20 protein-coding genes are annotated in these 22,781 nt (G+C 61.2%); 3 read left to right on the top strand and 17 right to left on the bottom strand.

Annotated elements, in window-relative coordinates; genetic code table 11:
• Positions 1-830 precede the first annotated feature (830 nt).
• Positions 831-1,454: a hypothetical protein gene (locus ACOZJV_RS14030; RefSeq protein WP_421547890.1), complete on the bottom strand. Its 624-nt coding sequence runs from the start codon at positions 1,452-1,454 to the stop codon at positions 831-833.
• Complete coding sequence (locus tag ACOZJV_RS14035; RefSeq protein WP_421547891.1) at positions 1,451-3,982, bottom strand: hypothetical protein; 2,532 nt, start codon at positions 3,980-3,982, stop codon at positions 1,451-1,453. Before ACOZJV_RS14035 ends, ACOZJV_RS14030 begins: the two co-directional genes overlap by 4 nt.
• A gap of 634 nt (positions 3,983-4,616) precedes the next feature.
• Between ACOZJV_RS14035 and ACOZJV_RS14040 the strand changes: the two genes are divergently transcribed.
• Positions 4,617-4,961, top strand: a complete 345-nt coding sequence (locus tag ACOZJV_RS14040; protein WP_078470216.1) for a DUF6124 family protein — start codon at positions 4,617-4,619, stop codon at positions 4,959-4,961.
• A 72-nt stretch (positions 4,962-5,033) separates the two neighbouring features.
• On the opposite strand, the gene ACOZJV_RS14045 is transcribed toward ACOZJV_RS14040, so the two are convergent.
• Positions 5,034-5,339, bottom strand: coding sequence for a ribbon-helix-helix domain-containing protein (locus ACOZJV_RS14045; protein ID WP_020299022.1), 306 nt, complete (start codon positions 5,337-5,339; stop codon positions 5,034-5,036).
• 15 nt (positions 5,340-5,354) lie between these two features.
• Complete coding sequence (locus ACOZJV_RS14050; protein WP_078470215.1) at positions 5,355-5,936, bottom strand: DJ-1/PfpI family protein; 582 nt, start codon at positions 5,934-5,936, stop codon at positions 5,355-5,357.
• Between the two features lie 229 nt (positions 5,937-6,165).
• On the opposite strand from ACOZJV_RS14050, the gene ACOZJV_RS14055 reads away from it, so the two are divergent.
• Positions 6,166-7,065 (top strand): DMT family transporter, encoded by a 900-nt coding sequence (locus ACOZJV_RS14055; protein WP_078470214.1) that lies wholly within the window; start codon positions 6,166-6,168, stop codon positions 7,063-7,065.
• 63 nt (positions 7,066-7,128) lie between these two features.
• Here ACOZJV_RS14055 and ACOZJV_RS14060 read toward each other — a convergent pair whose 3' ends face one another.
• The 11 genes from ACOZJV_RS14060 to ACOZJV_RS14110 form a co-directional block, all read right to left on the bottom strand.
• Positions 7,129-8,343 (bottom strand): class I SAM-dependent methyltransferase, encoded by a 1,215-nt coding sequence (locus ACOZJV_RS14060; protein WP_421547892.1) that lies wholly within the window; start codon positions 8,341-8,343, stop codon positions 7,129-7,131.
• 223 nt (positions 8,344-8,566) lie between these two features.
• A complete protein-coding gene (locus tag ACOZJV_RS14065; RefSeq protein ID WP_421547893.1) occupies positions 8,567-10,021 on the bottom strand; it encodes an NAD(P)-binding domain-containing protein in 1,455 nt (484 codons plus the stop codon).
• Positions 10,018-10,725, bottom strand: coding sequence for an ABC transporter ATP-binding protein (locus ACOZJV_RS14070; protein WP_078470211.1), 708 nt, complete (start codon positions 10,723-10,725; stop codon positions 10,018-10,020). The genes ACOZJV_RS14065 and ACOZJV_RS14070 overlap by 4 nt, the downstream gene beginning before the upstream one ends.
• Positions 10,722-11,474: an ABC transporter ATP-binding protein gene (locus tag ACOZJV_RS14075; RefSeq protein ID WP_078470210.1), complete on the bottom strand. Its 753-nt coding sequence runs from the start codon at positions 11,472-11,474 to the stop codon at positions 10,722-10,724. The genes ACOZJV_RS14070 and ACOZJV_RS14075 overlap by 4 nt, the downstream gene beginning before the upstream one ends.
• Positions 11,474-12,478, bottom strand: coding sequence for an ABC transporter permease subunit (locus ACOZJV_RS14080; protein ID WP_201129788.1), 1,005 nt, complete (start codon positions 12,476-12,478; stop codon positions 11,474-11,476). Before ACOZJV_RS14080 ends, ACOZJV_RS14075 begins: the two co-directional genes overlap by 1 nt.
• Positions 12,471-13,430 carry a branched-chain amino acid ABC transporter permease gene (locus ACOZJV_RS14085; protein ID WP_078470208.1) on the bottom strand — a complete coding sequence of 320 codons (960 nt, stop codon included), beginning with the start codon at positions 13,428-13,430 and terminating at the stop codon, positions 12,471-12,473. Before ACOZJV_RS14085 ends, ACOZJV_RS14080 begins: the two co-directional genes overlap by 8 nt.
• 57 nt (positions 13,431-13,487) lie before the next feature.
• Positions 13,488-14,615, bottom strand: a complete 1,128-nt coding sequence (locus ACOZJV_RS14090) for an ABC transporter substrate-binding protein (protein WP_421547894.1) — start codon at positions 14,613-14,615, stop codon at positions 13,488-13,490.
• A 720-nt stretch (positions 14,616-15,335) separates the two neighbouring features.
• A complete protein-coding gene (locus ACOZJV_RS14095; protein WP_078470232.1) occupies positions 15,336-15,950 on the bottom strand; it encodes a TPM domain-containing protein in 615 nt (204 codons plus the stop codon).
• A 29-nt stretch (positions 15,951-15,979) separates the two neighbouring features.
• Positions 15,980-16,753, bottom strand: a complete 774-nt coding sequence (locus ACOZJV_RS14100; RefSeq protein ID WP_078470206.1) for a TPM domain-containing protein — start codon at positions 16,751-16,753, stop codon at positions 15,980-15,982.
• Positions 16,754-16,780: 27 nt separating this feature from the next.
• Positions 16,781-17,692 (bottom strand): TPM domain-containing protein, encoded by a 912-nt coding sequence (locus tag ACOZJV_RS14105; RefSeq protein ID WP_421547895.1) that lies wholly within the window; start codon positions 17,690-17,692, stop codon positions 16,781-16,783.
• Positions 17,692-18,300 (bottom strand): LemA family protein, encoded by a 609-nt coding sequence (locus ACOZJV_RS14110; protein WP_078470204.1) that lies wholly within the window; start codon positions 18,298-18,300, stop codon positions 17,692-17,694. The genes ACOZJV_RS14105 and ACOZJV_RS14110 overlap by 1 nt, the downstream gene beginning before the upstream one ends.
• Positions 18,301-18,538: 238 nt before the next feature.
• Between ACOZJV_RS14110 and bglX the strand changes: the two genes are divergently transcribed.
• A complete protein-coding gene (bglX, locus tag ACOZJV_RS14115) occupies positions 18,539-20,860 on the top strand; it encodes a beta-glucosidase BglX (protein ID WP_421547896.1) in 2,322 nt (773 codons plus the stop codon).
• Between the two features lie 103 nt (positions 20,861-20,963).
• On the opposite strand, the gene ACOZJV_RS14120 is transcribed toward bglX, so the two are convergent.
• Positions 20,964-22,121 (bottom strand): phospholipase D-like domain-containing protein, encoded by a 1,158-nt coding sequence (locus ACOZJV_RS14120; RefSeq protein ID WP_078470202.1) that lies wholly within the window; start codon positions 22,119-22,121, stop codon positions 20,964-20,966.
• A gap of 1 nt (position 22,122) precedes the next feature.
• Positions 22,123-22,713 carry a YceI family protein gene (locus ACOZJV_RS14125; protein WP_078470201.1) on the bottom strand — a complete coding sequence of 197 codons (591 nt, stop codon included), beginning with the start codon at positions 22,711-22,713 and terminating at the stop codon, positions 22,123-22,125.
• Positions 22,714-22,781: the final 68 nt, after the last annotated feature.

Raw genomic sequence — 22,781 nt, forward strand, 5'->3', positions numbered from 1 at the left:
GATAACGGGGTTGTCACCAATCTGTAGCCGCTGCCGTCAGGCTCGGGCCGCGTGTGGGCGCTGGTCCGAACAGACGCCGTGGTAATCCGGAAGGAATGCGGTGTTTCGAAGGGCCAGCGCAGCCTCGCCTTTCACTCGCTGCCTGCCGGTAAAAAGTGGATGGAGCGAATAATGTCGAGGACCTCCGGTAAAGCCTCCTCTGAAGTGGGAAGAACCGGTTTGTTTCGGGCTTGCCAGATTTCGCGAGGGTCGGCGCCGAGCCGGATACCGCCATTTCTGGTGATTAGCGTATGGTTTTCATCGCCCATACATAGGCTGAGGATGCGTGGTCGAGGCGGGGCGACACCGGTGTAAGTTGAATATAGGCTTCAGTGTAATAGTACGAATTAAGTGAGCCTAACTTCCGTATCTGAATATCGCGAATATCTTCTGCAAATAGTTCACGGTACTCCTTAAACTCCATCGGACATACCTTAGTGGCTGCGCCTGGTCGGAAACCAAAGTAGAGCGATGGCGGCTTCTTGCCATTCACACGCCGCACACCGTGGCAGCGGGAAAGATACTTTGATCAAGTAACAGCGCTTGCGTGTAGGCATGGGCGCGATAACGCTCGTCCAAGTCGTTGAGCTACGGGCGGGTACGGGTAACTTGAACGGACAGTTTGATCAAGCAACTCAAGCATCGGAAGAATACATGTTAGTAACAGGTGAGATGTAGCCCTGACCATTGTTGGCTGCGGGCATGAAAAAACGGTGAAAATCAATATACCAGCCACAGCAAATCAACATAATAAAACTCGAAAATAAATATTGATAAACCCTATAAATTCATCACTCAACAGAAAGGCTTTTGATGACCTCGGCTTGCCAGCTTTTTTGTGATGCAAACCCACTATTCCTGGCCGAACCAAGACTGCATAGAGCTAGAGAAATTGCGGTAGTTTTGCCGTAAAGTACGCCATCCCAACATTCGTATATCTCTTTGACCGGCGTTAATATTTGCCCGCTTTTATCTGGCTTATCATAAGTAACTTCAAGCTCGGAAACGATGACAATATCTCTCTTCCCTTCTGTGAGCCCAAGAAGCTTCTGAGATCTTACTTGATGCTGCGTGACATCTCTCTGAGCATCGTAGTAATCGGTTCGCGTCGACATCGGAGACTCTTCAGACAATCGAATTGCCCCTACAAGTTTTTTCTCAGTCAAATACTCTTTATTGGATGACACTGATCCGTAGAAGAAGGGACTGTGTGTTTTATCTTGATATATAAATCCACATATTTTCTCGTCATAAACAAACGTACGTGCTGAACTGAAGGAGAAGCCGCATGCCGATAGCAAGTCATAATAGTGTTTCTGCAAAATATCGAATGATGATTTATGTGCACCGCCCTCCGAAGCGGTGGAAAAAATCGAGACCACAGAGAGAAAGAAAAACATTAATACCTTACTCATGGTTTTAAGTTCCCATCTGGAAGATTGGTAGTCACATCATCACTGAGCATTTTGTAAGCGTACTTGAAATATCTGATGCGTCGATCCAGGTGCAACGCAGCCCTGTTAACTTGGCGCGTTACATTTAAAACGTCTGCTGACACCGTCTGTTCATCAGTGAGCACCTGAAATATCGAGCTGTCGGCCCGGGTGTTTATATTTGTCTTGCCATCTAATACCCATCTATAGGGTTTCAAGCTGCCCGGAGGGTTGGCATATCTATCTCGTGTGGCTTCAGCTGCCCAATAGAAGCCGGATGCGTCGACTGCAACGTACGCATCTGACTGCAGGAGGAGCTGATTTGGCTCGTTGGTGTAAGTGGCATTGCGATATTTCTCATATCGATCGTAGTTCACACGCCCTGTTACCTGGATGACTCCTCTCCCTCGGAACCGAACGCCGTCTCCAGGTTGCGTATTTCCGAGATCTGCTCGACCTTCGTACGCGGCACCACTCGCATATTCGCGGACTGTCTGAAGACCGTCCGTTTCTTGCGCGATCTGTCCCCAGAAATGTGCCGTCCGCAGCGCGGATAGAAGATAGTATTTCCTTCTGACCAGATTCAGTACCACCCACATACGTGGAGGCAGTAAATGCTGTTCAGTAGATTGGCCATTACGGATGAGGGTTATCGCTCGGTCGTATGTTAGGCCGATACCTTTAGCGGGCAGCAGTTGTACCGTCTCCAATTGGCTCAACCACCCACACCGCTTGAACACCTCAATAAACCGCAACGGATGAAAGTGATAATGCACCTTGCCCAAGGCCAGCCCCTCTTTCACCGCGTCCTCCCAAAACGCCAGCGCTCCATGGTGGCGCTTGAGCTTGTCGTAGGCCTCAGGTGACAGGCACAGGCTGAGCAGCACGTTGGCCGGAACGTCGTTTGGATCGTCGCCTTTGATCCAGCCCCAGCGCTGGTCGAAGTCGTCGCGCGACCACTCGGTAGGGAGTTTGGCCACGCTGTAGCTCAGGCGCTTGCGCATGCTGGCGTTGTGGATCTTGGCGTAGGCTCGGGCGAGGCGGTCTTTGTAGTGCAGGGCCGTGTCCAACGCCTTGGCGGCGGCATGCACGGCTTCGCCCAGCACTCCCGGCAAGCTCGGCGCGGGGTTGGGGGTGGGCGCCATGGGCTCGATCAGGTCCAGTAACTGTTTCGAGTCGCAGCGACTGTTGCCATCGGTGTCGTCGTCGATAAAGGTCCAGCCGAGCCAGTCGGGGAAATCGGCGTCGCTGTACACCTTGACCCCTGCCGGGTTGAGGTCGACGAACGCTTGCACGCCGCCCGGGGTGACGATCTTGCGCACATGGGGCAGACGCCCGCCTTGCATGTCCGTTGCGGCAGGTGCATCGGGACCGAGGATGCGTCCGAAGCGCAGCATTTCATAACCGGCGCTGGGGCAGCCGGGGTAGTGTTTGACCGCGGTTTTATACAGGTTGTAGCCACCCTCGGGTTCCGTACAGCGGCCGATCACGGCACCCTCGCGGTCGCGGGTAGTGAGGAGGATGGTTCCTCGCACTTCGCTCAGGCTGATGATGAGATCAGCCGGTGTCCGACCACTGCGGGTGGCGTGCCAGTGACGCCAATCTTCCAGGGACAGGTCCGCGGGCGGTGCGTTCGCTGCGGCGCCGTACTGGGCTGGTACGCGAATAGTGCGCTGGGCGACCGTGGTTGCCGCCGCCACCGTTAACCACCAGTTGGCCGCTTGGGCGGCTGTGCCGTTGAGCCGGCGGATGTGCTCAGGCGTGGTGTGGAAGCGTTGCGCGACCGAATTGAGGCTGTCGTTGATGCCCCCTGAGCCCGGGTGACTGGTGCGCACCACATAAGCCTTGCTCTCGGTACGAGGGTCCTGGGCGTAGAGCACCGTGTTGGCGGGCAGCACGATATGCATATCGCCCCATACGCTGGTGCGCCGGCCTTGCGGGGCGGTCAGTGGACCGGCACTGCGGCCCATGAGGGCTTCCACGTTGCGCTGGTCGGCGACGATCTCGAAGTGGATACGATTGGGTTTTCCGTAGACGGCCCCGGCCTTGCCGATCGAGTCTTTGCGATAAACCTTGTCGCCTTTTTTCAGCGGCGTTTCGGTGCCCGGTTTGTTGGCCACGGTGTGCAGGTGCTGGTAGATGGAATAGAAGGTCACGCTCACCCCTTCGCCGATCTCGGTTTGGTGCTTGATGAGCATGACGCCATTGCTGGTCCAGCCGGTGTAGTACAGCAGTGGGTGGGCAACCTGGACCTCGGCGCTGGCGCTGTTGAGCGGCATCGGGTCGCTGTGACGGGCAAACACGACCTCACCATCGGCGATGGCGCGGACGGGCTCGGGATCGCTCGGTGCGCCTGGGGCTACCAGGTGCACGCCGCCATGCCAGCCGAACTGGTGGCTGACGGGAAAGGCCCCTTTGCCGCTTTTCTCGCCCAGATTGAAGGTGCCATCGTCGATCGTATCTGTCTCTTGAAGATCGGCGTTGCGCAGGAAGGGGAAGCTGACAAGCATCTAGATGCACTCCTGGGGCCGGGCCGCTACTCGGACAGTGGCAGGCTAGTCGGATCGAGAGGGAGAACCGGCATCGGCTGACCATCAGTAACTCCCTGTCACTGAGTCCTTGGGTTTTAGAGATCTGAGCCTATGCAGGTGTGCAGGACCTTCCATGGCTGAGGGAATCTAGGGCTGAGGTCGAGGGCGGGGATATAAGGAAAATCTGAAACTCTCCTGGGCCGGAGACGGAGTGCGTTGGCAGTAAGGGGAAGCTCCCTCGCCATAGGTGCCAGGGCCATATACCGCTGAGCTGTGAAGAGGTTTCGCTTTGTTTTGTAGGGTATTTCCTAGAGAATCCAAAACGCCTTTGAGCGGCTTGTACCCTCTTCTGGCCTCAGGCAGTCTTCAGCCGTCGCTGCAAAAACAGCGGCCCGGATGTGGAAGTCTGGAGCTAAAGACGTGCAGCCGTTTCATTCGAACACCTCTACCGACTCGGTGCTGGTGACCTCGATTTATGGCGGCTGTGCGTAGGGCACCTTCGGGTGCGCCGGGATCCTTTAGCTCCGGTCTTCCACACCTGCGCATGGCTGCCACCCTCTCATGTGGAAGTGAGATCTGGCGGTTCTCCTTAAATGCTAAAGGAACCAATCTCATGAAAAAGCTCGTCCCCGATCCACCCCACCAGCAACGCCGTGACCCAGACTTGGATCGCGCCAACGCCCACCTGCTCCAATCCCTGAAAAACACCCGGCCTCGCCCCTTTGGCCTGCGCGATGCCCAGGGTCATGCGCTGTTCGCCGTGCAACCCGGGGTCAATGCCGAAGACGCGCTGATGCACGTCGCGCTGCTGCTGAAATGCGCCGAAGAGGTGTCCGATGAAATCACCGAGCGCGCCAGCGGCATCGAGCGCGGGCTGATCTGGTCCATGGTGCACTCGGTGGAGATGGCCCGAGCGGTGGTGGAAGCATTGCTCGATGGTGCCCGTACCCGCGATTGACGCCGCCTTGTAGCCGCTGCCGCAGGCTGCGCTGGCCGGGGGCTGACGTCACCGTCAGCTCAAGGCCAAGGGCTACAGGGCGTTGCGCCGAACCACGCTGAGTTCCGGCGTGGCGCTGCGGCGCTGGCTGAGGTAGCGGGTGCAACTGACGCGCAGGAAGGAGGCGAAGTTCACGACTTCACCGCGGTAGTCCATGACCTCTTCATACAGCTTGGCGATCAACTGGTTGGTGGTCATGCCGTCTTCCCCGGCGATTTCGCTGAGGATGTCCCAGAACTGGTTTTCCAGGCGCAAGGTGGTGACCACGCCGCAGATGCGCAGCGAGCGTGAACGGGATTCATAGAGAATCGGATCGGCTTTGACGTACAGCTCGCACATGCGCAGGGCCCTCCGTTACAGGGTGATTCGGGTGCCCAGCAGGCCGAGGAAGCCCGCCAGCCAGCTTGGGTGCGCCGGCCAGGCCGGGGCGGTGACCAGATTGCCCTGAACGTGGCCCTCGGTCACGGGAATATCGATGTACGTACCGCCCGCCAGTCGCACTTCCGGGGCGCAGGCCGGGTAGGCGCTGCATTCCCGGCCTTCAAGCACACCGGCTGCCGCCAGCAGTTGCGCGCCATGGCATACCGCGGCGATGGGCTTGCCCGCCTGGTCGAATTCCCTGACCAGTTGCAGAACTTTTTCATTCAGCCGCAAGTATTCCGGAGCCCGTCCGCCAGGAATCAGCAGCGCGTCGTAATCGGCAGCCTGCACCTTGGCAAAATCGAAGTTCAAGGCAAACAGGTGACCCGGCTTCTCGCTATAGGTCTGGTCGCCCTCGAAATCATGGATCGCGGTGCGTACGGTCTGGCCGGCGTTTTTGTCCGGACACACGGCATGCACGGTATGCCCCACCATCAGTAGCGCCTGAAACGGCACCATCACTTCGTAGTCTTCGACGTAATCGCCGACCAGAATCAGGATCTTTTTAGCGGCCATGGGATGACTCCTTTTACAGAAACACGTGGGCAGAAAGAATATTCAAGGTAGTCCTAATCTGCCGGCCCAGGTAATACGCGGGTACTACACGAGCAGCGGCAAGTTTCAAGCTTGTAGCTTGCCGCTGCCCCACCAACTGTACCTCCAAGTCTGTGCCCAGCTGTAACAGCGCCGATTTGCGGCTTTATGGCTAGATACGCCCTGCCCTCCCCTTGATCTGGTTGCCCTTATGTCTTCCCGCGAAAACACCGGCATGGCCCTCGGCTTGCTGGGTGTCATCATTTTCAGCCTGACCCTGCCCTTTACCCGCATCGTGGTGCTGGAGATCCACCCGCTGCTCAATGGCCTGGGGCGGGCGCTGGTCGCGGCGATTCCGGCGGCGTTGCTGTTGCTGTGGCAGCGGGAGAAGTGGCCGACCTGGCGTCAGATCAAAGGCCTGAGTTTGGTGATCCTCGGGGTGATTCTGGGTTTTCCGGTGTTGTCGGCCTGGGCCATGCAGACTCTGCCCGCGTCCCACGGCGCACTGGTCAATGGCTTGCAACCGTTGTGCGTGGCGCTGTATGCGGCGTGGCTGTCCCATGAGCGGCCGTCGAAAGCCTTCTGGGCCTGCGCCGCCCTGGGCAGCGCGCTGGTGCTGGGGTATGCGTTGATCAGCGGCGCCGGGAGCATTCAGGCCGGCGATGTGTTGATGCTGGGGGCGATTGCCGTCGGCGGCCTGGGTTATGCCGAGGGCGGCCGCCTGGCCAAGGAGATGGGTGGCTGGCAGGTGATCTGCTGGGCCCTGGTGCTGTCGACGCCCCTGCTGATTGGCCCGGTGTGGTACCTCGCGATGCAGCATCAAGGGGCGATTTCCAGCCGCACCTGGTGGGCCTTTGGCTATGTGTCGCTGTTTTCGCAGTTCTTTGGTTTCTTCGCCTGGTACGCCGGGTTGGCCATGGGCGGCATTGCCCGGGTCAGTCAGATCCAGCTGTTGCAGATATTTTTCACCATCGCCTTTTCCGCGCTGTTTTTTGGCGAGCACATCGAACCGATCACCTGGGTGTTCGCAGTGGGCGTGATTCTGACCGTGATGCTCGGGCGCAAGACCAGCGTACGCCCGGCCCAACCCGCGCCAGCCCGGGCCCTGTAACCCCACACCATCCTGTAGCTGCTGCCGCCAGGTTGCGCTGGCCAACATAGACGCCGCGTTGGGTTACAGGTACCCATCCGCCTTGAGCAGGGTTTCCAGGCAGTGTTCGCTGATGTGGTAGAAGGCTTTGAGCTCTTCGATTTTCAGCAGCAACTGGGCCGGATCTGCGGGTTCGGCGCGTTTGACGGCGAGGATCATTTTGTTTTTGTTGGTGTGTTCCAGGGAGATGAATTCGAAGACTTTGGTTTCATAACCACAGGCCTCAAGGAACAGTGCGCGCAGGCTGTCGGTGACCATTTCTGCCTGCTGGCCCAGGTGCAGGCCGTATTGCAGCATCGGTTTGAGCAGCGCCGGGCTCTGGATCTGCAGGCGGATCTGTTTGTGGCAGCACGGCGAGCACATGATGATCGCCGCGCCGGAGCGGATCCCGGTGTGGATCGCGTAGTCGGTGGCGATATCGCAGGCATGCAGGGCGATCATCACATCCAGCTCGCTGGGGGCCACACTGCGCACGTCGCCACACTTGAACACCAGCCCCGGATGCTCCAGGCGCGCGGCGGCGGTGTTGCACAGGGTGACCATGTCCTCACGCAGCTCGACCCCGGTGACTTCACCCGGCGCCTGCAAGGTGTTGCGCAGGTAATCGTGGATGGCAAAGGTCAGGTAGCCCTTGCCGGAACCGAAGTCCGCCACCCGCACCGGCTGCGCGAGATTGATCGGCGACGAGGCCAGGGCGTGGCTGAAGACTTCGATGAACTTGTTGATCTGCTTCCACTTGCGCGACATCGCCGGGATCAGCTCGTGCTGCTTGTTGGTCACCCCAAGATCAGCGAGAAACGGCCGGTTGAGGTCGAGAAAGCGATTCTTCTCGCGGTTGTGCTCGGCCGACGGCACTTCACGCTGCTGCTGGGGCTTGCCCTTGAACAGCGAACTCTTGCCCTTTTTGCTGTATTCCAGCTGCACTTCATCGGTTAGGGTCAGCAGGTGCGCGTTCTTGAACGAAGCCGGCAGCCACTCGCCAATCAACGCCGCGCCCTCCTCCAGGGAGAAGTTCTTGGTGATGTCCCGGGTCTTGTAGCGGTAGACGAAGGACAGGCACGGCTGCTCCTTGACCGTCAGTTGCTTGATGATGATGCGCTGCAAATCCGCTTCGTCGCCCACGTACTTGGCCAGCACCAGTTTGATAAAGGCGTTCTGCGCCAGGCTGGTGTCCAGCAAGGCCAGAAACTGGGCATGGTGATCCGGCGCCGGACGGGTGGAGGTTGCAGTGACAGACATGGGGGACGGTGCCTCGGGCGATACGCGCGGTGATTCAAAAGTGGCGGGTATTTTAGGGGGGATGGCCCGTCGGGGCACGGAGTTATTGACCCAGCGGTGTTTTTTCCGCGAGCCGGGGCGCGATCAGGGCAGGCAATCGAGCCGCGCTCCCGCTGGTTATCGGTTGCCGAACGCCCGGCGCAACGGGCGACAAGGAATCGCCCGGCGCCTGGCAACCTGAGGCTTAAAGCGCCTTTTGAGCGCCTGATGCGGGGTGGAAATAAGGGGTGGGTTCCAGCTCCCACTCATTTTCCCAATCCACCAGCCGTTGCTGATACGCACTGAAACCCTCATGAAAAAGCTGGGCCACAATGTGCAGGGCAAGGCGTTCGGCGGCGGCGGAAATCGCCGGGATATCCGAGGCAATCGAACCAAAGCTCAGGCTCGCGGCGTGGTTGAGCAGGTGCACCCGGTTCAGTTCGGAAGCACCGTCGGCCAGTCCGCGCTCTTGCAGTTCAAACCCCGCCCCCAACCACGGAAACAGGCCCAGGTGCGGCCGTTCGGAACCGGCAGTCGGTTCAAAGCGATCGCGCCACAGGGCCACGCGCCCGGCCACCTGGTCAAACAGCGGTTCACGGGCCAGGTCGACGCGAAAGCCGGTCCCGGCAATCAGGAAGTCCGCGTGATCGGTGCGCTCGGCCAAGGTCAGTTGCACCTGCCCGGCCACCTCGGACACGGCCTCGAACCGCGAGTCGAAATTAAGGGTAAAGCGCTCGCCCCCAGCCGCCAGGGTTCGCAGCACGGTTTCATGGGGCGGTGGCGGCGGCGTGTCGTCGAGGTAGGCCGAGACCGCCCACTTCTCCTGCGCGGCCAGCCCGTGCCAGCCCTCGATAAAGCCCGGATAAATATAGCCCCGGGCCTTGTTGATCTGCGGCAAATAACTGCGCCGGGCATACAGGGTGACCTGCGCCGCGCCGTGCTCCAGCGCTGTCGCGGCGTTGTCCCAGGCCGAGGAACCGGCACCGATCACCGCCACGCGACGCCCGGCCAGGGCGGCAAAGTCGATCGGGTCGCAGCTGTGGGCCGCGCGGGTTGGAAACAACCCCGGATCGATAAATCCAGGCAGGCTCGCGCCCCCCGTCCCCGAGCGCCCGGTGGCGATCACCAGGCGCCGGGCAATCAGGCTGCGCCCGTCCTCGTGCTGCAGGGTGACGGTCTGCGGCCCCACCGAAAAACGTCGGATCACCGCGTTGTGTTCAATCGGCAGGTCAAAGGCCTCGGCGATCCATTCGAGGTAGTCCTGCCACACCGCATTGGGAATCTTGTACAGCGCCTCCCAGGCCTCGGCGCTGTAGGTCGCTTCGTACCAGGCGCGGAAGGTCAGCGCGCGGATCCCGAAACTCAGCCCCGGCAGGTCTTTGGGCGAGCGCAGGGTCGGCATCCGCGCATAGGTGGTCCAGGGCCCGCTGCGGCCCGGCGGCTGGCTGTCGAACAGGCGGATGTTGTGCACGCCCTTGAGGATCAGGGCCACGGCGGCGGCAATGCCAAACATGCCCGCGCCGATAATCGCGACATCGGGCAGGTCGAGTCCGTCAGGGCCCTTGCCCGCCGCCGTCCAGGCCGCACTGGGCAATTTCAGGTAGGCCAGTTCTTCACGCAGGCGGCTCGTGGCCAGGGCGTTGGACGTTGTGTGCGTCATGGGTGGTAATGACCTCCGAGGTAAGCGTCGACAATGCGTGGATCGGCGGCAATCTGCGCGGCCGGTCCTTCAAGCGTGATATGGCCGCCGTCCAGTACCGCCGCATAGTCGGCGACCCGCAACGCGGCCTTGGCATTCTGTTCCACCAGCAACACGGTGAGGCCGGTGGAGCGGATGTGCTGGATCAACCGAAAAATCTCCCCCACCACTTTAGGTGCCAGCCCCAATGAGGGCTCGTCCATCAGCAAAATCCGCGGCCGGCGCATCAATGCCCGGCCGATGCACAGCATCTGCTGCTCGCCGCCGGACAACGAGCCGGCCAGTTGGTGAAAGCGCTCGCCGATCACCGGAAACAGATCCAGAACCGATTCAGCCTCACGCATGCCATAAGGCCCACCGCCCACCAACAGGTTTTCGCGCACGGTCATGTTGGAGAAAATCTGCCGCCCTTCCGGCGTCTGCAGAATCCCCTGCTGCACCCGTTTGTGGCTGGGCAGGCGGTTGATGTCCTGCCCATCGAACAGGATCTTGCCGGCGCTGGCCTGGTAGATCCCGGAAATCGCGCGCATCAGTGTGGTCTTGCCCGCCCCGTTGGCCCCCAGTACGGCAATGATGCTGCGCTCGGGCACGGCCAGGCTGATGCCGTGCAGAATGTCGTGGGTGCCCAGGTTGATCTTCAAGCCCTGGATGTCGAGGATGTTCATTCCCAATCAGTCCCCAGATAGGATTCCAGGACCGCCGCGTCGCAGCGGATGGCCGCCGGCGGTCCATCGGCGATCTTTCTGCCGGAGGCGAGCACCAGAATCCGCTGACAGATCGACATCACCAGGTTCATGTCGTGTTCCACCAGCATCACGCTGAGCCCGCTGCCGTGCAGGCGCTGGATACAGGCCGCAAGCTCGGCGGTTTCGGTGTCGTTGAGCCCGGCTGCCGGCTCATCCAGGATCAACAGCTCAGGCTGCATCGCCAGGGCCCGGGCAATTTCCAGGTACTTGCGCTGGCCGTAGGAGAGATTGGCCGCCAGCTGGTTCGCCAGGTGCTGCAACCCCACCGACTCCAACGCCTGCCAGCTCTGCTCCGAGATCCGTCGGCGACGCTCGCCGCGGCCGAAAATGGTTTCGACCAGGCCCTGGCCGATCATCCCTGTGGCGCCGACCGAGACATTGTCGAACACGGTCATGTTGGGGAAGATCCGCAGGTTCTGGAACGTGCGCGACAAACCGAGCCGAGCGACCACATGGGGTGGCTTGCCGGTCACATCGCGGCCAGCGAAATGCACCGTGCCGGCACTGACCGGGACGAACCCGGTGATCAGGTTGAACAGGGTGGTCTTGCCGGCCCCGTTGGGGCCGATCAGCCCCAGCAACTCGCCCTTGGCCACATGCCCCGAGACGTTATCGATAGCGGTAAGCCCGCCGAATCGGCGAGTCAGTCCGTTGAATTCAAGGAGCATTATTTCCAGCCCACCTTTTTGCCCGCATCGGTTTTCCAGGCGCCGCCCAACAGTCCGCGCGCCAGGCTGATCGCCGGCACTTCACCGCACAGGCCCTTGGGCAGGAACAGGATGGAGAGGAACATGACGCTGCCGACAATGATGTTGCGCAAGTCGCCAAAGCCGCGCAGCGCTTCCGGCAGCAGGACCAGCAGCAGCGCGCCGATGATTGCCCCCGGCAGGCTACCCAGGCCGCCCACCACCACCATGGCCAGGATCAGGATGGTTTCCGAGAATTTGAAATCGTTTGGCGAGATATAGCCCGTGGTGTAGGCCCAGAGCGCGCCGGCAATCCCGGCAAAGAACGCCGCCACCGTGAACACCTGGGTCTTGAGCCGCACCGCATCGATGCCCATGGCCGCCGCGCATTGATCGTCTTCGCGCAGGGCACGCAGCGCGTTGCCGTAATAGGAGTAACTGAGGCGGTAGATGGCCCACACCGATAGCGATACCGTCACCGCCACCACGTAATAGATGCCGGTGTTGTCGGTGATCTCCCAGCCAAACAGGTCCATGGGGGCAAACAGCGTGACCCCGTTCGGGCCCCCGGTGACCGGGACCCAGTTCATCAGGATGATGTTGATCATCTGCCCGATGGCCAGGGTCGCCACCGCAAAATAGATACTGACCAGGCGCATGGTGGGCAGCGCCACCAGCAGGGCGATCAACGCCGAGCCCAGGCCCGCCAGGGGCAGCGCCAACCAGAACGGCACGTGATAGGCCACACCGGCCAGCGCCGCCAGGTAGGCGCCGACCCCGTAGAACGCCGCTTGCCCAAGGTGCAGCAGCCCGGTCACTCCCGACACCAGGTGCAGGGACGAGGCCAGCAGGATGAAGATCAACGCCAGGCTGGCGAGCTGGTAGTAATAGCCGCCACCGTGAGCGTGCAGAGCCAGGGGCACGGCAACGAATACCAGCACCACCAGCGCGGCGATCACGGCGGCGGGAACAAAGCGCTCAGACACGTTCGCGCCCTCCGCCGAACAGGCCCCGGGGAAAGAAAATCAGGGTCAGGATCAGGAACAGGTACGGCACCATGTCCGCCCACGCCGAGGGCATGAAGGTGGTGGCCATGCTTTCAGAAACGCCGAGAATCAACGCACAGATCACCGCGCCGGGGATCGACACCAGGCCGCCCATGACCATCGCCACGAATGCCTTGATGCCCGGGGCAAAACCCATCGAAGGAAACACCGAACCGTAATAGAGCCCCACCAGCAATCCGGCCACCGCGCCCATCAACGAACCCAGGACAAAGGTCGAGACGATGGTGCGGTCGACATTGATCCCACTGTATTTGGCACCCAGGGGGTTATTGGACACCGCGCGGATCGACAGGCCGATCCGGGTCTTTTTCAGCAGCAGTTGCAAGCCGATCAACATGCTGGCCGACACCGCGAAGATCACCACATCGCCACTGACGATGGTGATGCTGCCCAGGACAATCGGCGTATTGAGCATGTAGTTGAAGGGGACGGGCTGCATCTGCGAGCCCATGACCAGCTCCAGGCCCTCGCGCACGATGATCGACAGCGCCAGGGACGACATCAGCGTCGACTCGCGCATGGCCCTGGACTTCAGCGAGGCCTCGTCGGAAAAACGCCGGAACGGCTTGAACGCCAGCCGCTCCAGGCCGAACCCGAGCGCCGCGCCCACCGCGGCCACCAACAGCACCACGCCGGCCAGGGGCGGGGCGTAGGCACCGATGACGAACAGCCCGGCCACGGCGCCAATGGTGTAGACCTCGGAATGAGCGAAGTTCACCGCGTTCAGCACACCAAAGATCAGGGTGAAGCCAATAGCGACCAGCGCGTAGGTCATGCCTTGCGACAGGCCGATCACCAGTTGCTGGAAATAGTAGGAATCGATCACGGGAAACGCCTCGAACAGGTACGGCTTTATCGCCGACGCAGACACCTGCGCCGGCTCCTGGGTGTTTCCACACAGTTGAATGCAAGGATTGCCGGCGACCGATCAGTACGCCGAGGGCTCGAATTTGCCGTTCACGACTTCAACCTTGACCAGGGACTTGTGCGGCTCGCGGTCAGCATCAAAGGTGGTGGAACCGGTGACCCCGGGAAAGTCCTTGGTCTCTGCCAGCGCCTGGCGCACCTTGTCGCGCGTGGCGTCAGGGTAGGTCCGCGCCACGGCGGCGAGCATGATGTTGGTGGCGTCGTAGGCCTGGGCCGGGAATTGTCCGGGCTCCTCGCCGTTGCGCACGGCCTTCCACGCGGTCACGAAGTGGCGCACGTTTTCCGCATCCACGGTTGGCAGGAAGGTCGAGGTCAGGCGCAAGCCATCGGCGTCTTTACCCGCCAGCTTGATCAGTTGCTCGTTGTAGGCCGCCGAACTGGAGAACACCGGGGCCTTGACCCCCAGTTGGTGCAGCTGCTTGAGAAACTGCGCCGCGTCCTCGTAGAAAATGGCGCCGTAGATGGCGTCGGGGTGCACCCGGTCGACCTTGGTAATCAGCGAACGAAAATCGGGAATGCCACGGTTGAAGTACTCGGAAAAGACCACCTCGATCCCGTTTTCCTTGGCCTTTTTCTCAAATGCCTGCACTGCTGACTGACCCCAATCGGTCTGCTCACCAATCACCGCGACCTTCTTGAAACCCTGGGACGCGATCCAGTCCGCGTTGAACGGCCCCTCCTGGTCCTGGTTGGTGATGTTGCGAAATTGCCACTTGGAGATTTTCGTGTAGTCGGGATGGGAAGCGGTCTGGGACAGTTGCGACAGACCGGCACGCTTGTACACCTGCGCCGAGGCCATCGACACCGTCGAGGTGAAATCCCCCAGGACCCCGACAATGCTCGGGTCGTCGGCGAACTTGCGGGCAATCGACACGGCCTCCTTGGCATCGGACCGCGAGTCTTCGAACACGATTTCAACTGGCACCGGGATCCGACCCGACGCGTTGAACTCCTTGAGGGCGATTTCAGCGGCGGCCTTGAAGTCCTGCCCGTATTGGGCGGTGTTGCCGGTCAATGGCAATTGATAGCCGATGCGCACGCTCGGCTGCGCGGCATGGGCCATGCTCGCCCCGGCCAACGCCAGCGTCAGGAGCGCCAGGCTCGATACGGCTTTTTTACGAATATTCATTAATCCCCCAAACCCTTAAGTTAAAAAACCGTCACAGACCGTAAACAGCAAGCACACAGCCACCTGGCCGCCATTGAAGAAACACTAAGTTCCCCGGCAGTTACCCGATACAAACACGTGACTAATCGACCTCGGCACACTCACTGCGAAGTTGCGCCGCCCTGGGCAACTTCAATAATAAGAAGACCGATCTGCAAGACACCCACTCCGAACTCGATGATTAATTCCCGGCTGCTCCCTCCCTATCTTTAACCGATACGGACAACTCGGGTTCGAGTAGCGACAACCAGGAAAGGCCGCCGCGCAATGGATGGGTCCAGCGGCGGCAACCGCTCAACGACGCCCTGCGGAGCACAGGATAACGACTACACTTATTCCGCTCTAATATTATTTTTTACTTTTATATTCAATTATCGAATAAGAAAAGATGTGTTTCCTGCTTGTTACAACACAGAAAAAAGTCGGCAGATATAGGTTTGAATCCAGGCCATGCCGGATGGTGGTATTCAAATGTGGGAAGAAGTGCCTGAACTCGGGGACTACTATTTTTACTACTTTAGTCGTAATTAACGGCATTACACCGGCCTGAAAAGCATTGCACTTTTATCAGCCTGGCAACCGGCAATAGCCCGCCTGGCAGGAACTATTGCCGTTTAATCAATGCTTACTGCAAACAGCCCCCGCCTACTACTTTCGAACCATAAACCACCGACAATCGATTCAACCCAGCACCACCAGGCGATTGGGCAGTTCATTACGCACCTGGGTCACCGGCACGTGGACCTTAAGTAATTCGCCGCAAGCGTCGATGCAGTTGATAAAGCCTTGCAAGGTCTGGCCCTGCTTCACCTGCTGAGTGAAGGCTGCCACCAGCGGCGCCCAGGTCTGGTCAGGCAGGCGCCGGGAGATTCCTTCATCCACCAGGATCTCCACGTAGCGCTCAGCCTCGCAGACGAAAATCAGCACCCCGGTGCTGCCCACGGTGTGGTGCAGGTTCTGCTCGAGAAATTGCCGGCGGGCCAGGTTCGACGCGCGCCAGTGGCGGACCGAGCGCGGGATCAGGCGGGTGGTGACCTTGGGAATGCGAAACACCAGGCACAGCACAATAAAGGTCGCCCATTGCGTCAGCAGCAAGGTGTAGGTGCCCATCCAGCCGAACAGGTGGATGACCCCGGGCACGATCAGCGCCAACAGGCTGGCCCAGAGCAGCGGAATATAGGCGTAATCATCAGCGCGGGCGGCGAGCACGGTCACCAGCTCGGCGTCGGTCTGCTGCTCGACCCGGGCAATCGCCTCGGCGACCTGCCGTTGTTCGTATTCACTCAGTAATGCCATGTCGTCCAATACTCGCTGATTATTGTTGGTTACCAACCGCCCGACGCGCCACCGCCGCCGAAGCTGCCGCCCCCGCCACTGAAACCACCGCCGCTTGAGCCGCCACCCGAACCGCCGCTGAACCCGCCGCTGCTTGAGCCACCGCTGGAACCTCCTCGGCCACCGCCGCTGGGCAAGATCCCGAGGAACTGCAAAACCATCAGCGCGAGGATAAACAGCATCACCAGGAAGATGAAAAAGAACGAGTGCCGCTCGACAAAATCCTTGTCACTGACGCCGTCATCGGAGCCCGAGTCGTAGGCCGTGCTCGCCTGCTCCAGCGGCGTACCGCCCAGCACCAGCAACATGGCGGCCACACCGTCCTTGATGCCTTTGCTGAAGTCGCCGGCCTTGAACGCGGGCGTGATCACCTGGTTGATGATCACCGAGGCCTGCGCGTCCGTCAGCCGGTCCTCCAGGCCGTAGCCCACCTCGATGCGCAGCTTGCGTTCGTCGCGGGCCACGATCAGCAGCGCGCCGTTGTTCTTGTCCTTCTGGCCGATGCCCCAATGGCGCCCCAGCAAGTAGCCAAAGTCCTCGATCCGGGCGCCCTGCAGGTTGGGCACAGTCACCACCACCAACTGCTCGCGGGTGGCCTGTTCGTGGGCTTGCAGCTCCTGGGTCAGGAAGGCTCGAACCGCCGGCTCGATCAGTTGCGCGTCGTCCACCACCCGACCGCTCAACTCCGGGAACTTCAGCTCGGCCCGGGCCGTCACCGCCAGCACCCAGAGCAACAGCACCAGGCTCACTTTAATTGCTCGCATCAGCACCTCGTCCTTTCGTGATCGCCGTTACCAACTGCCGGACGCTCCGCCACCGCCAAAACTGCCGCCGCCGGAGCGCAGGCTGTCGCCGCTGTCGCTGGAACCTGCCGAACCGCTTGAGCCCTCATAGCTGCCCGTACTGGCAGAAGCGCTGTCACGGCTGCTGCTGTTCGAAGAACGCCTGGAGACGCCCGGTTGATACTTGCCCCGGACAAACTCGATATCCACCACCTGACGCAACAACAGAAACAGCAACCCGAGGACCACCGCCAGCAAGCCAAACAGGAAAAAATCCTCGCGGCGCTCGCTCTTGAGCTGCTCCTGGTAGGTTTCGACCCTGGCCATCGCTGGCCGACCCAAGGTGTCCAGAATAGCCTGGGTCCCGTTGATGATCCCCTGGGCGAACTCGCCCCGGGCAAAGTCCTGACCCATGCCGGCAATAATCTGCGAAGCCAGGGCATCGGTCAGCAGGCCCTCAAGCCCGTAGCCCACCTCGATGCGCATCTTGCGCTCGGCGCGGGCGACGATCAGCAGCACGCCATTGTTCAGGTCCCGCTGGCCAAGGCCCCAATGCCGCCCCAGTTGCACGCCGAACGCTTCAATGCTGTTGCCGCGCAGGCTGTCGAGGGTGACCACCACCACTTGGTCGCCGGTGCGCTGTTCATGGGCCGCGAGCAACGGCGCCAGGTAGCGGATGCTGGTGGAGCCGAGCATGCCTGCGCCATCCACCACCCGCCCGCTCAACTCGGGAAACAGGCTTTCCAGGGGCGCAGGCGTTTCATCTCGCGGCGCCGGCTCGGGCACCGGTTCAGGAGCGGCTTTGCGCAAATACAGCCCCGGTTTTTTGGCCGGGGCCTCAAGTTCGGCAGCGATTGCACCACTGGTCAGCAGCGCCAGCGCCAGCAGCACACCGTGCAGCACGCGCGGCAAGCGGCCCATCAGAATTTGACTTGCGGTGCTTTGTCGGCGTCGGGGCTGGTGGCCTCGAAGGTTTCACGAATCGGCAGGTCGCTGTACATCATGCTGTGCCACAGGCGGCCGGGGAATGTACGGATCTCGGTGTTGTACTTCTGCACCGCCAGGATGAAGTCGCGACGGGCCACGGCAATACGGTTTTCCGTGCCTTCGAGCTGGGATTGCAGGGCCAGGAAGTTCTGGTTGGCCTTGAGATCCGGATAGCGCTCGGAGACCACCATCAGCCGGCTGAGTGCACCGCTCAACTGATCCTGGGCCTGCTGGAATTGCTTGAGTTTTTCCGGGTTGTCCAGGGTCGAGGCATCGACCTGGATCGAGGTTGCCTTGGATCGCGCCTCGATCACCGCGGTCAGGGTGTCTTCCTCGTGCTTGGCGTAACCCTTGACGGTCTCCACCAGGTTGGGAATCAGGTCGGCGCGACGCTGGTACTGGTTCTGCACCTGGCCCCAGTCGGCTTTTACCTGCTCGTCGAGGGTCGGAATGTTGTTGATGCCGCAGCCACTGAGCAGGCTGGAGAGCAGCAACAAAACGGCGACGGGCCAGGTCGAACGCAGGCGTTGGGTGATGTTCATGGGTGGGGCTCCTTGCACAACCTGATTGAGATGAAGCTTTTGCCCGGTTTCACACATCCTGTGGGCAAAAACTGCCTGCGCCACTGGAATGCATCGGGCTGATGGGCTAAAAGATGCCCAGCGCAAAAAAGAGTTCAGAAGTGTGCGGTATTTATCCGAACAACAATAGGCGCTCCCTAAATTTCGGCTGTTCGACCCGTCTCACCGGTGTCGGCTTTAGCCCTTGAGAACAATATTCATGAAGAAGCTGTGTTTGCTGGGCCTGTTGATCAGCCTGGCCAGTCACCCCGTATTGGCCGCGACCTCGGTGGCCACCGTGCAAAACCAGCCGGCCCAGGGCGCGGCCTTGCAAGACAAGGACGCCTTTGTCGCCAACCTGCTACAGCAGATGACCCTCGACGAAAAGATCGGCCAGTTGCGCCTGATCAGCATCGGCCCGGAAATGCCTCGCGAGCTGATCCGCAAGGAAATCGCCGCCGGCCGTATCGGTGGCACGTTCAACTCTATCACCCGCCCGGAAAACCGGCCGATGCAGGACGCAGCCATGCGCAGCCGGCTGAAGATCCCGATGTTCTTCGCCTATGACGTGATCCACGGCCACCGGACCATCTTCCCCATCAGCCTGGCCCTGGCCTCGAGCTGGGACATGGAAGCCATTGGCCTGTCCGGGCGCATTGCCGCCCAGGAAGCCAGCGCCGACAGCCTGGACATCACCTTCGCGCCGATGGTCGATATCTCCCGCGACCCGCGCTGGGGCCGGACTTCCGAAGGCTTCGGCGAAGACACCTACCTGGTCTCGCGCATTGCCAAGGTGATGGTCAAGGCCTACCAGGGCGTGAGCCCGAACGCCGCCGACAGCATCATGGCCAGCGTCAAGCACTTCGCCCTGTACGGCGCGGTGGAAGGTGGGCGCGACTACAACATCGTCGACATGAGCCCGGTCAAGATGTACCAGGACTACCTGCCGCCGTACCGTGCCGCGATCGACGCCGGGGCCGGTGGGGTGATGGTCGCGCTGAACTCGATCAACGGCGTGCCGGCCACTTCCAACATGTGGCTAATGCAGGACCTGTTGCGCAAGGAATGGGGCTTCAAGGGCCTGGCGGTCAGCGACCACGGCGCGATCATCGAACTGATCCGCCACGGCGTGGCCAAGGACGGACGTGAAGCCGCGAAGCTGGCGATCAAGGCCGGCATCGACATGAGCATGAATGACTCGCTGTACGGCAAGGAACTGCCGGGGCTGCTCAAGTCCGGGGAAATCGCCCAGAGCGATATCGACAACGCGGTGCGCGAGGTGCTCGGCGCCAAGTACGACATGGGCCTGTTCAAGGACCCCTACCTGCGCATCGGCAAGGCCGAGGATGACCCGGCCGACACCAATGCCGAAAGTCGCCTGCACCGCAGCGAAGCCCGTGATGTGGCTCGCCGCAGCCTGGTGCTGCTGAAGAACCGCAGCGAAACCCTGCCCCTGGCCAAGACCGCGAAAATCGCCCTGGTCGGCCCGCTGGCCAAGGCGCCGATCGACATGATGGGCAGTTGGGCCGCCGCTGGCGTGCCGGCACAATCGGTGACCCTGTTCGACGGCATGAGCCGCGCCCTGGGCGACAAGGCGACCCTGATCTACGCTCGCGGCTCGAACATCACCGCCGACAAGAAGGTGGTCGACTACCTCAACTTCCTCAACTTCGACGCACCGGAAGTGGTGGACGATCCACGCTCGGCGCAACAGATGATCGACGAAGCGGTGAAAGCCGCCCAGGCCTCGGACGTGGTCGTAGCCGCCGTGGGCGAGTCGCGGGGCATGTCCCACGAATCGTCGAGCCGCACCGACCTGCACATCCCGGCCAGCCAGCGTGAGCTGATCAAGGCCCTCAAGGCCACCGGCAAACCCCTGGTGCTGGTGCTGATGAACGGCCGTCCGCTGTCGTTGCTGGATGAAAACGAACAGGCCGACGCGATTCTGGAAACCTGGTTCAGCGGCACCGAAGGCGGCAATGCGATTGCCGACGTGCTGTTCGGCGACTACAACCCGTCGGGCAAGCTGCCGATCACCTTCCCGCGCTCGGTCGGACAGATCCCGACCTACTACAACCACCTGACCATCGGCCGGCCGTTTACCCCAGGCAAGCCGGGCAACTACACCTCGCAGTATTTCGATGACACCACCGGGCCGCTGTTCCCGTTCGGCTATGGCCTGAGCTACACCAGCTTCAGCCTGTCGGACATGGCCTTGTCCTCCACCACCCTGAACAAGAGCGGCAAGCTCGACGCCAGCGTGACGGTGAAAAACACCGGCAAGCGCGACGGTGAGACCGTGGTGCAGCTGTATATCCAGGACGTGGCGGGATCGATGATCCGGCCGATCAAGGAACTGAAGAACTTCCAGAAAATCATGCTCAAGGCCGGTGAAGAGAAAGCCATTCACTTCACCATCACCGAGGACGACCTGAAGTTCTACAACGCCCAACTCAAGTACGCGGCTGAACCGGGTGACTTCAACGTGCAGATCGGCCTGGACTCACAGGACGTCAAACAACAGAGCTTCGAACTGCTCTGACTCTGTAGCCGCTGCCGCCAGGCTCGGGCCGCGTTCGGACGCTGGCCCGAAAGGGCGCCGCGATAATCCGGAGTGGGCGCCGTGTTATTCGCAGGCAACGTGCTCAACTCCGACGATTGAGCATATTGACCACCAGCCGGTCGACCCAGCCCCAGATGCGTTGCTTGATACGGCGCCACAGCGGTCGCTGCTTCCAGGCTTCGAGGCTGACTTCCTGGCTCTGGGCAAAGTCGGCCTCGAAACTCGCGGTCACCGCCCCGGTCAGTGGCGGGTCCAGGGCCTCGAGGTTGGCTTCCAGGTTGAAGCGCAGGTTCCAGTGGTCGAAGTTGCAGGAACCAATGCTCACCCAGTCATCCACCAGCACCATCTTCAGGTGCAGGAAACACGGCTGATACTCGAAAATCTTCACCCCCGCCTTGAGCAACCTCGGGTAGTAGCGATGCCCGGCGTAGCGCACCGAAGGGTGATCAGTCCGTGGCCCGGTCAGCAGCAGCCGCACATCGACACCTCGCGCCGCCGCCCGCCGCAACGAACGGCGCACCGACCAGGTCGGCAGGAAATACGGGGTCGCCAGCCAGATCCGCCGCTGGCCGCTGTTCAGGGCACGAATCAACGAATGCAAAATATCCCGATGCTGACGGGCATCGGCGTAGGCCACCCGGCCCATGCCCTCGCCCTGCGCCGGGACTTTCGGCAAGCGCTGCAAACCGAAATTCGCGGCGGGTTTCCAGGCCGTGCGGTGGGGGTTGGCGAGCCACTGTCGATCGAACAGGATCTGCCAGTCGAGCACCAACGGGCCGACGATCTCGACCATGACTTCATGCCACTCGCTGTGATCGGCCTCCGGGTCCCAGAACTCATCGGTGACCCCGGTGCCGCCCACCACTGCCAGGGACTGGTCGACCAGCAGCAGCTTGCGGTGATCGCGATACAGGTTGCGCCCCCCCCGGCGCCAGCTCAGGCGATTGTAGAAACGCAACTCAACCCCGGCCCCGGTCAGGCGCTGACGCAAGCGCAGGGTAAAGGCCAGGCTGCCGTAGTCATCGAACAGGCAGCGCACCCGTACCCCACGTTCGGCGGCGTGCACCAGGGCCTGGACCATGGCTTCGGCGCAGGCCCCCGCTTCCACCAGGTACAGCTCCAGCTCGACCTGCTCGGTGGCACGATCGATGGCCGCCAGCATCCGCGGAAAGAAACGCGGGCCGTCGATCAGCAACTCGAAACGGTTGCCTTCACGCCAGGGAAACACCGCGCCGACCATGTCAGCGCGCCGTGAAGATCAGTACCGCACCCACCGGTACCGACAAACTGATGGCCGACAAGCCCGCGGCCTTGCGCAAGGTTTCGACGCCCGGCGCCAGCTTGAAGTCTTCGGCATCGAGCACCAGCGGCTCCAGGGTCACCACCTGAAACCGCCGATCATCCAGGCGCGTCGCCAGCAACTCGGCGTTGTAGGTGTGCTGCTGGCCATGCAAGTCGACGGTCACCGGCAGCAGCAGCTCGATCTGCGCCCCGGGCGCCAGGTCCTTGATCGGTTGCAGGTTGAGCTGGGCGCTGATCGCCGCTTCGGGGTAGGCCTTGATCTCGAACAGCTCTTTGCGCACGCGCTCGTCGCGCAGCGGGATGGCGCTGTTGACCGACTCCAGCTCGACCTGCAACTGGGCCTTGCCCTGTTCATCGACCTTGCCGTGCAGCACGAGAAAGCGCTGCACCTCGGCAATACTGGAGTTCTTGGTGCTGACGAACGACAGGCGGGAAGACTCGTTATCCAGGTACCAGTCGGCGTGGGCCGGCACGGCCGCGCACGCCATTAGCAGCAAGGCCAGGGCTTTGGGGAAGGACGGGTTGAACATAAACACTCATGGGCAGATAAACCTGAGCCGAACCTTAGCCTGCTTGAATGGCCTTGCAAACAGCAGAA

The sequence above is a fragment of the Pseudomonas sp. QD4 genome, assembly GCF_049199125.1.
GTDB lineage: Bacteria > Pseudomonadota > Gammaproteobacteria > Pseudomonadales > Pseudomonadaceae > Aquipseudomonas.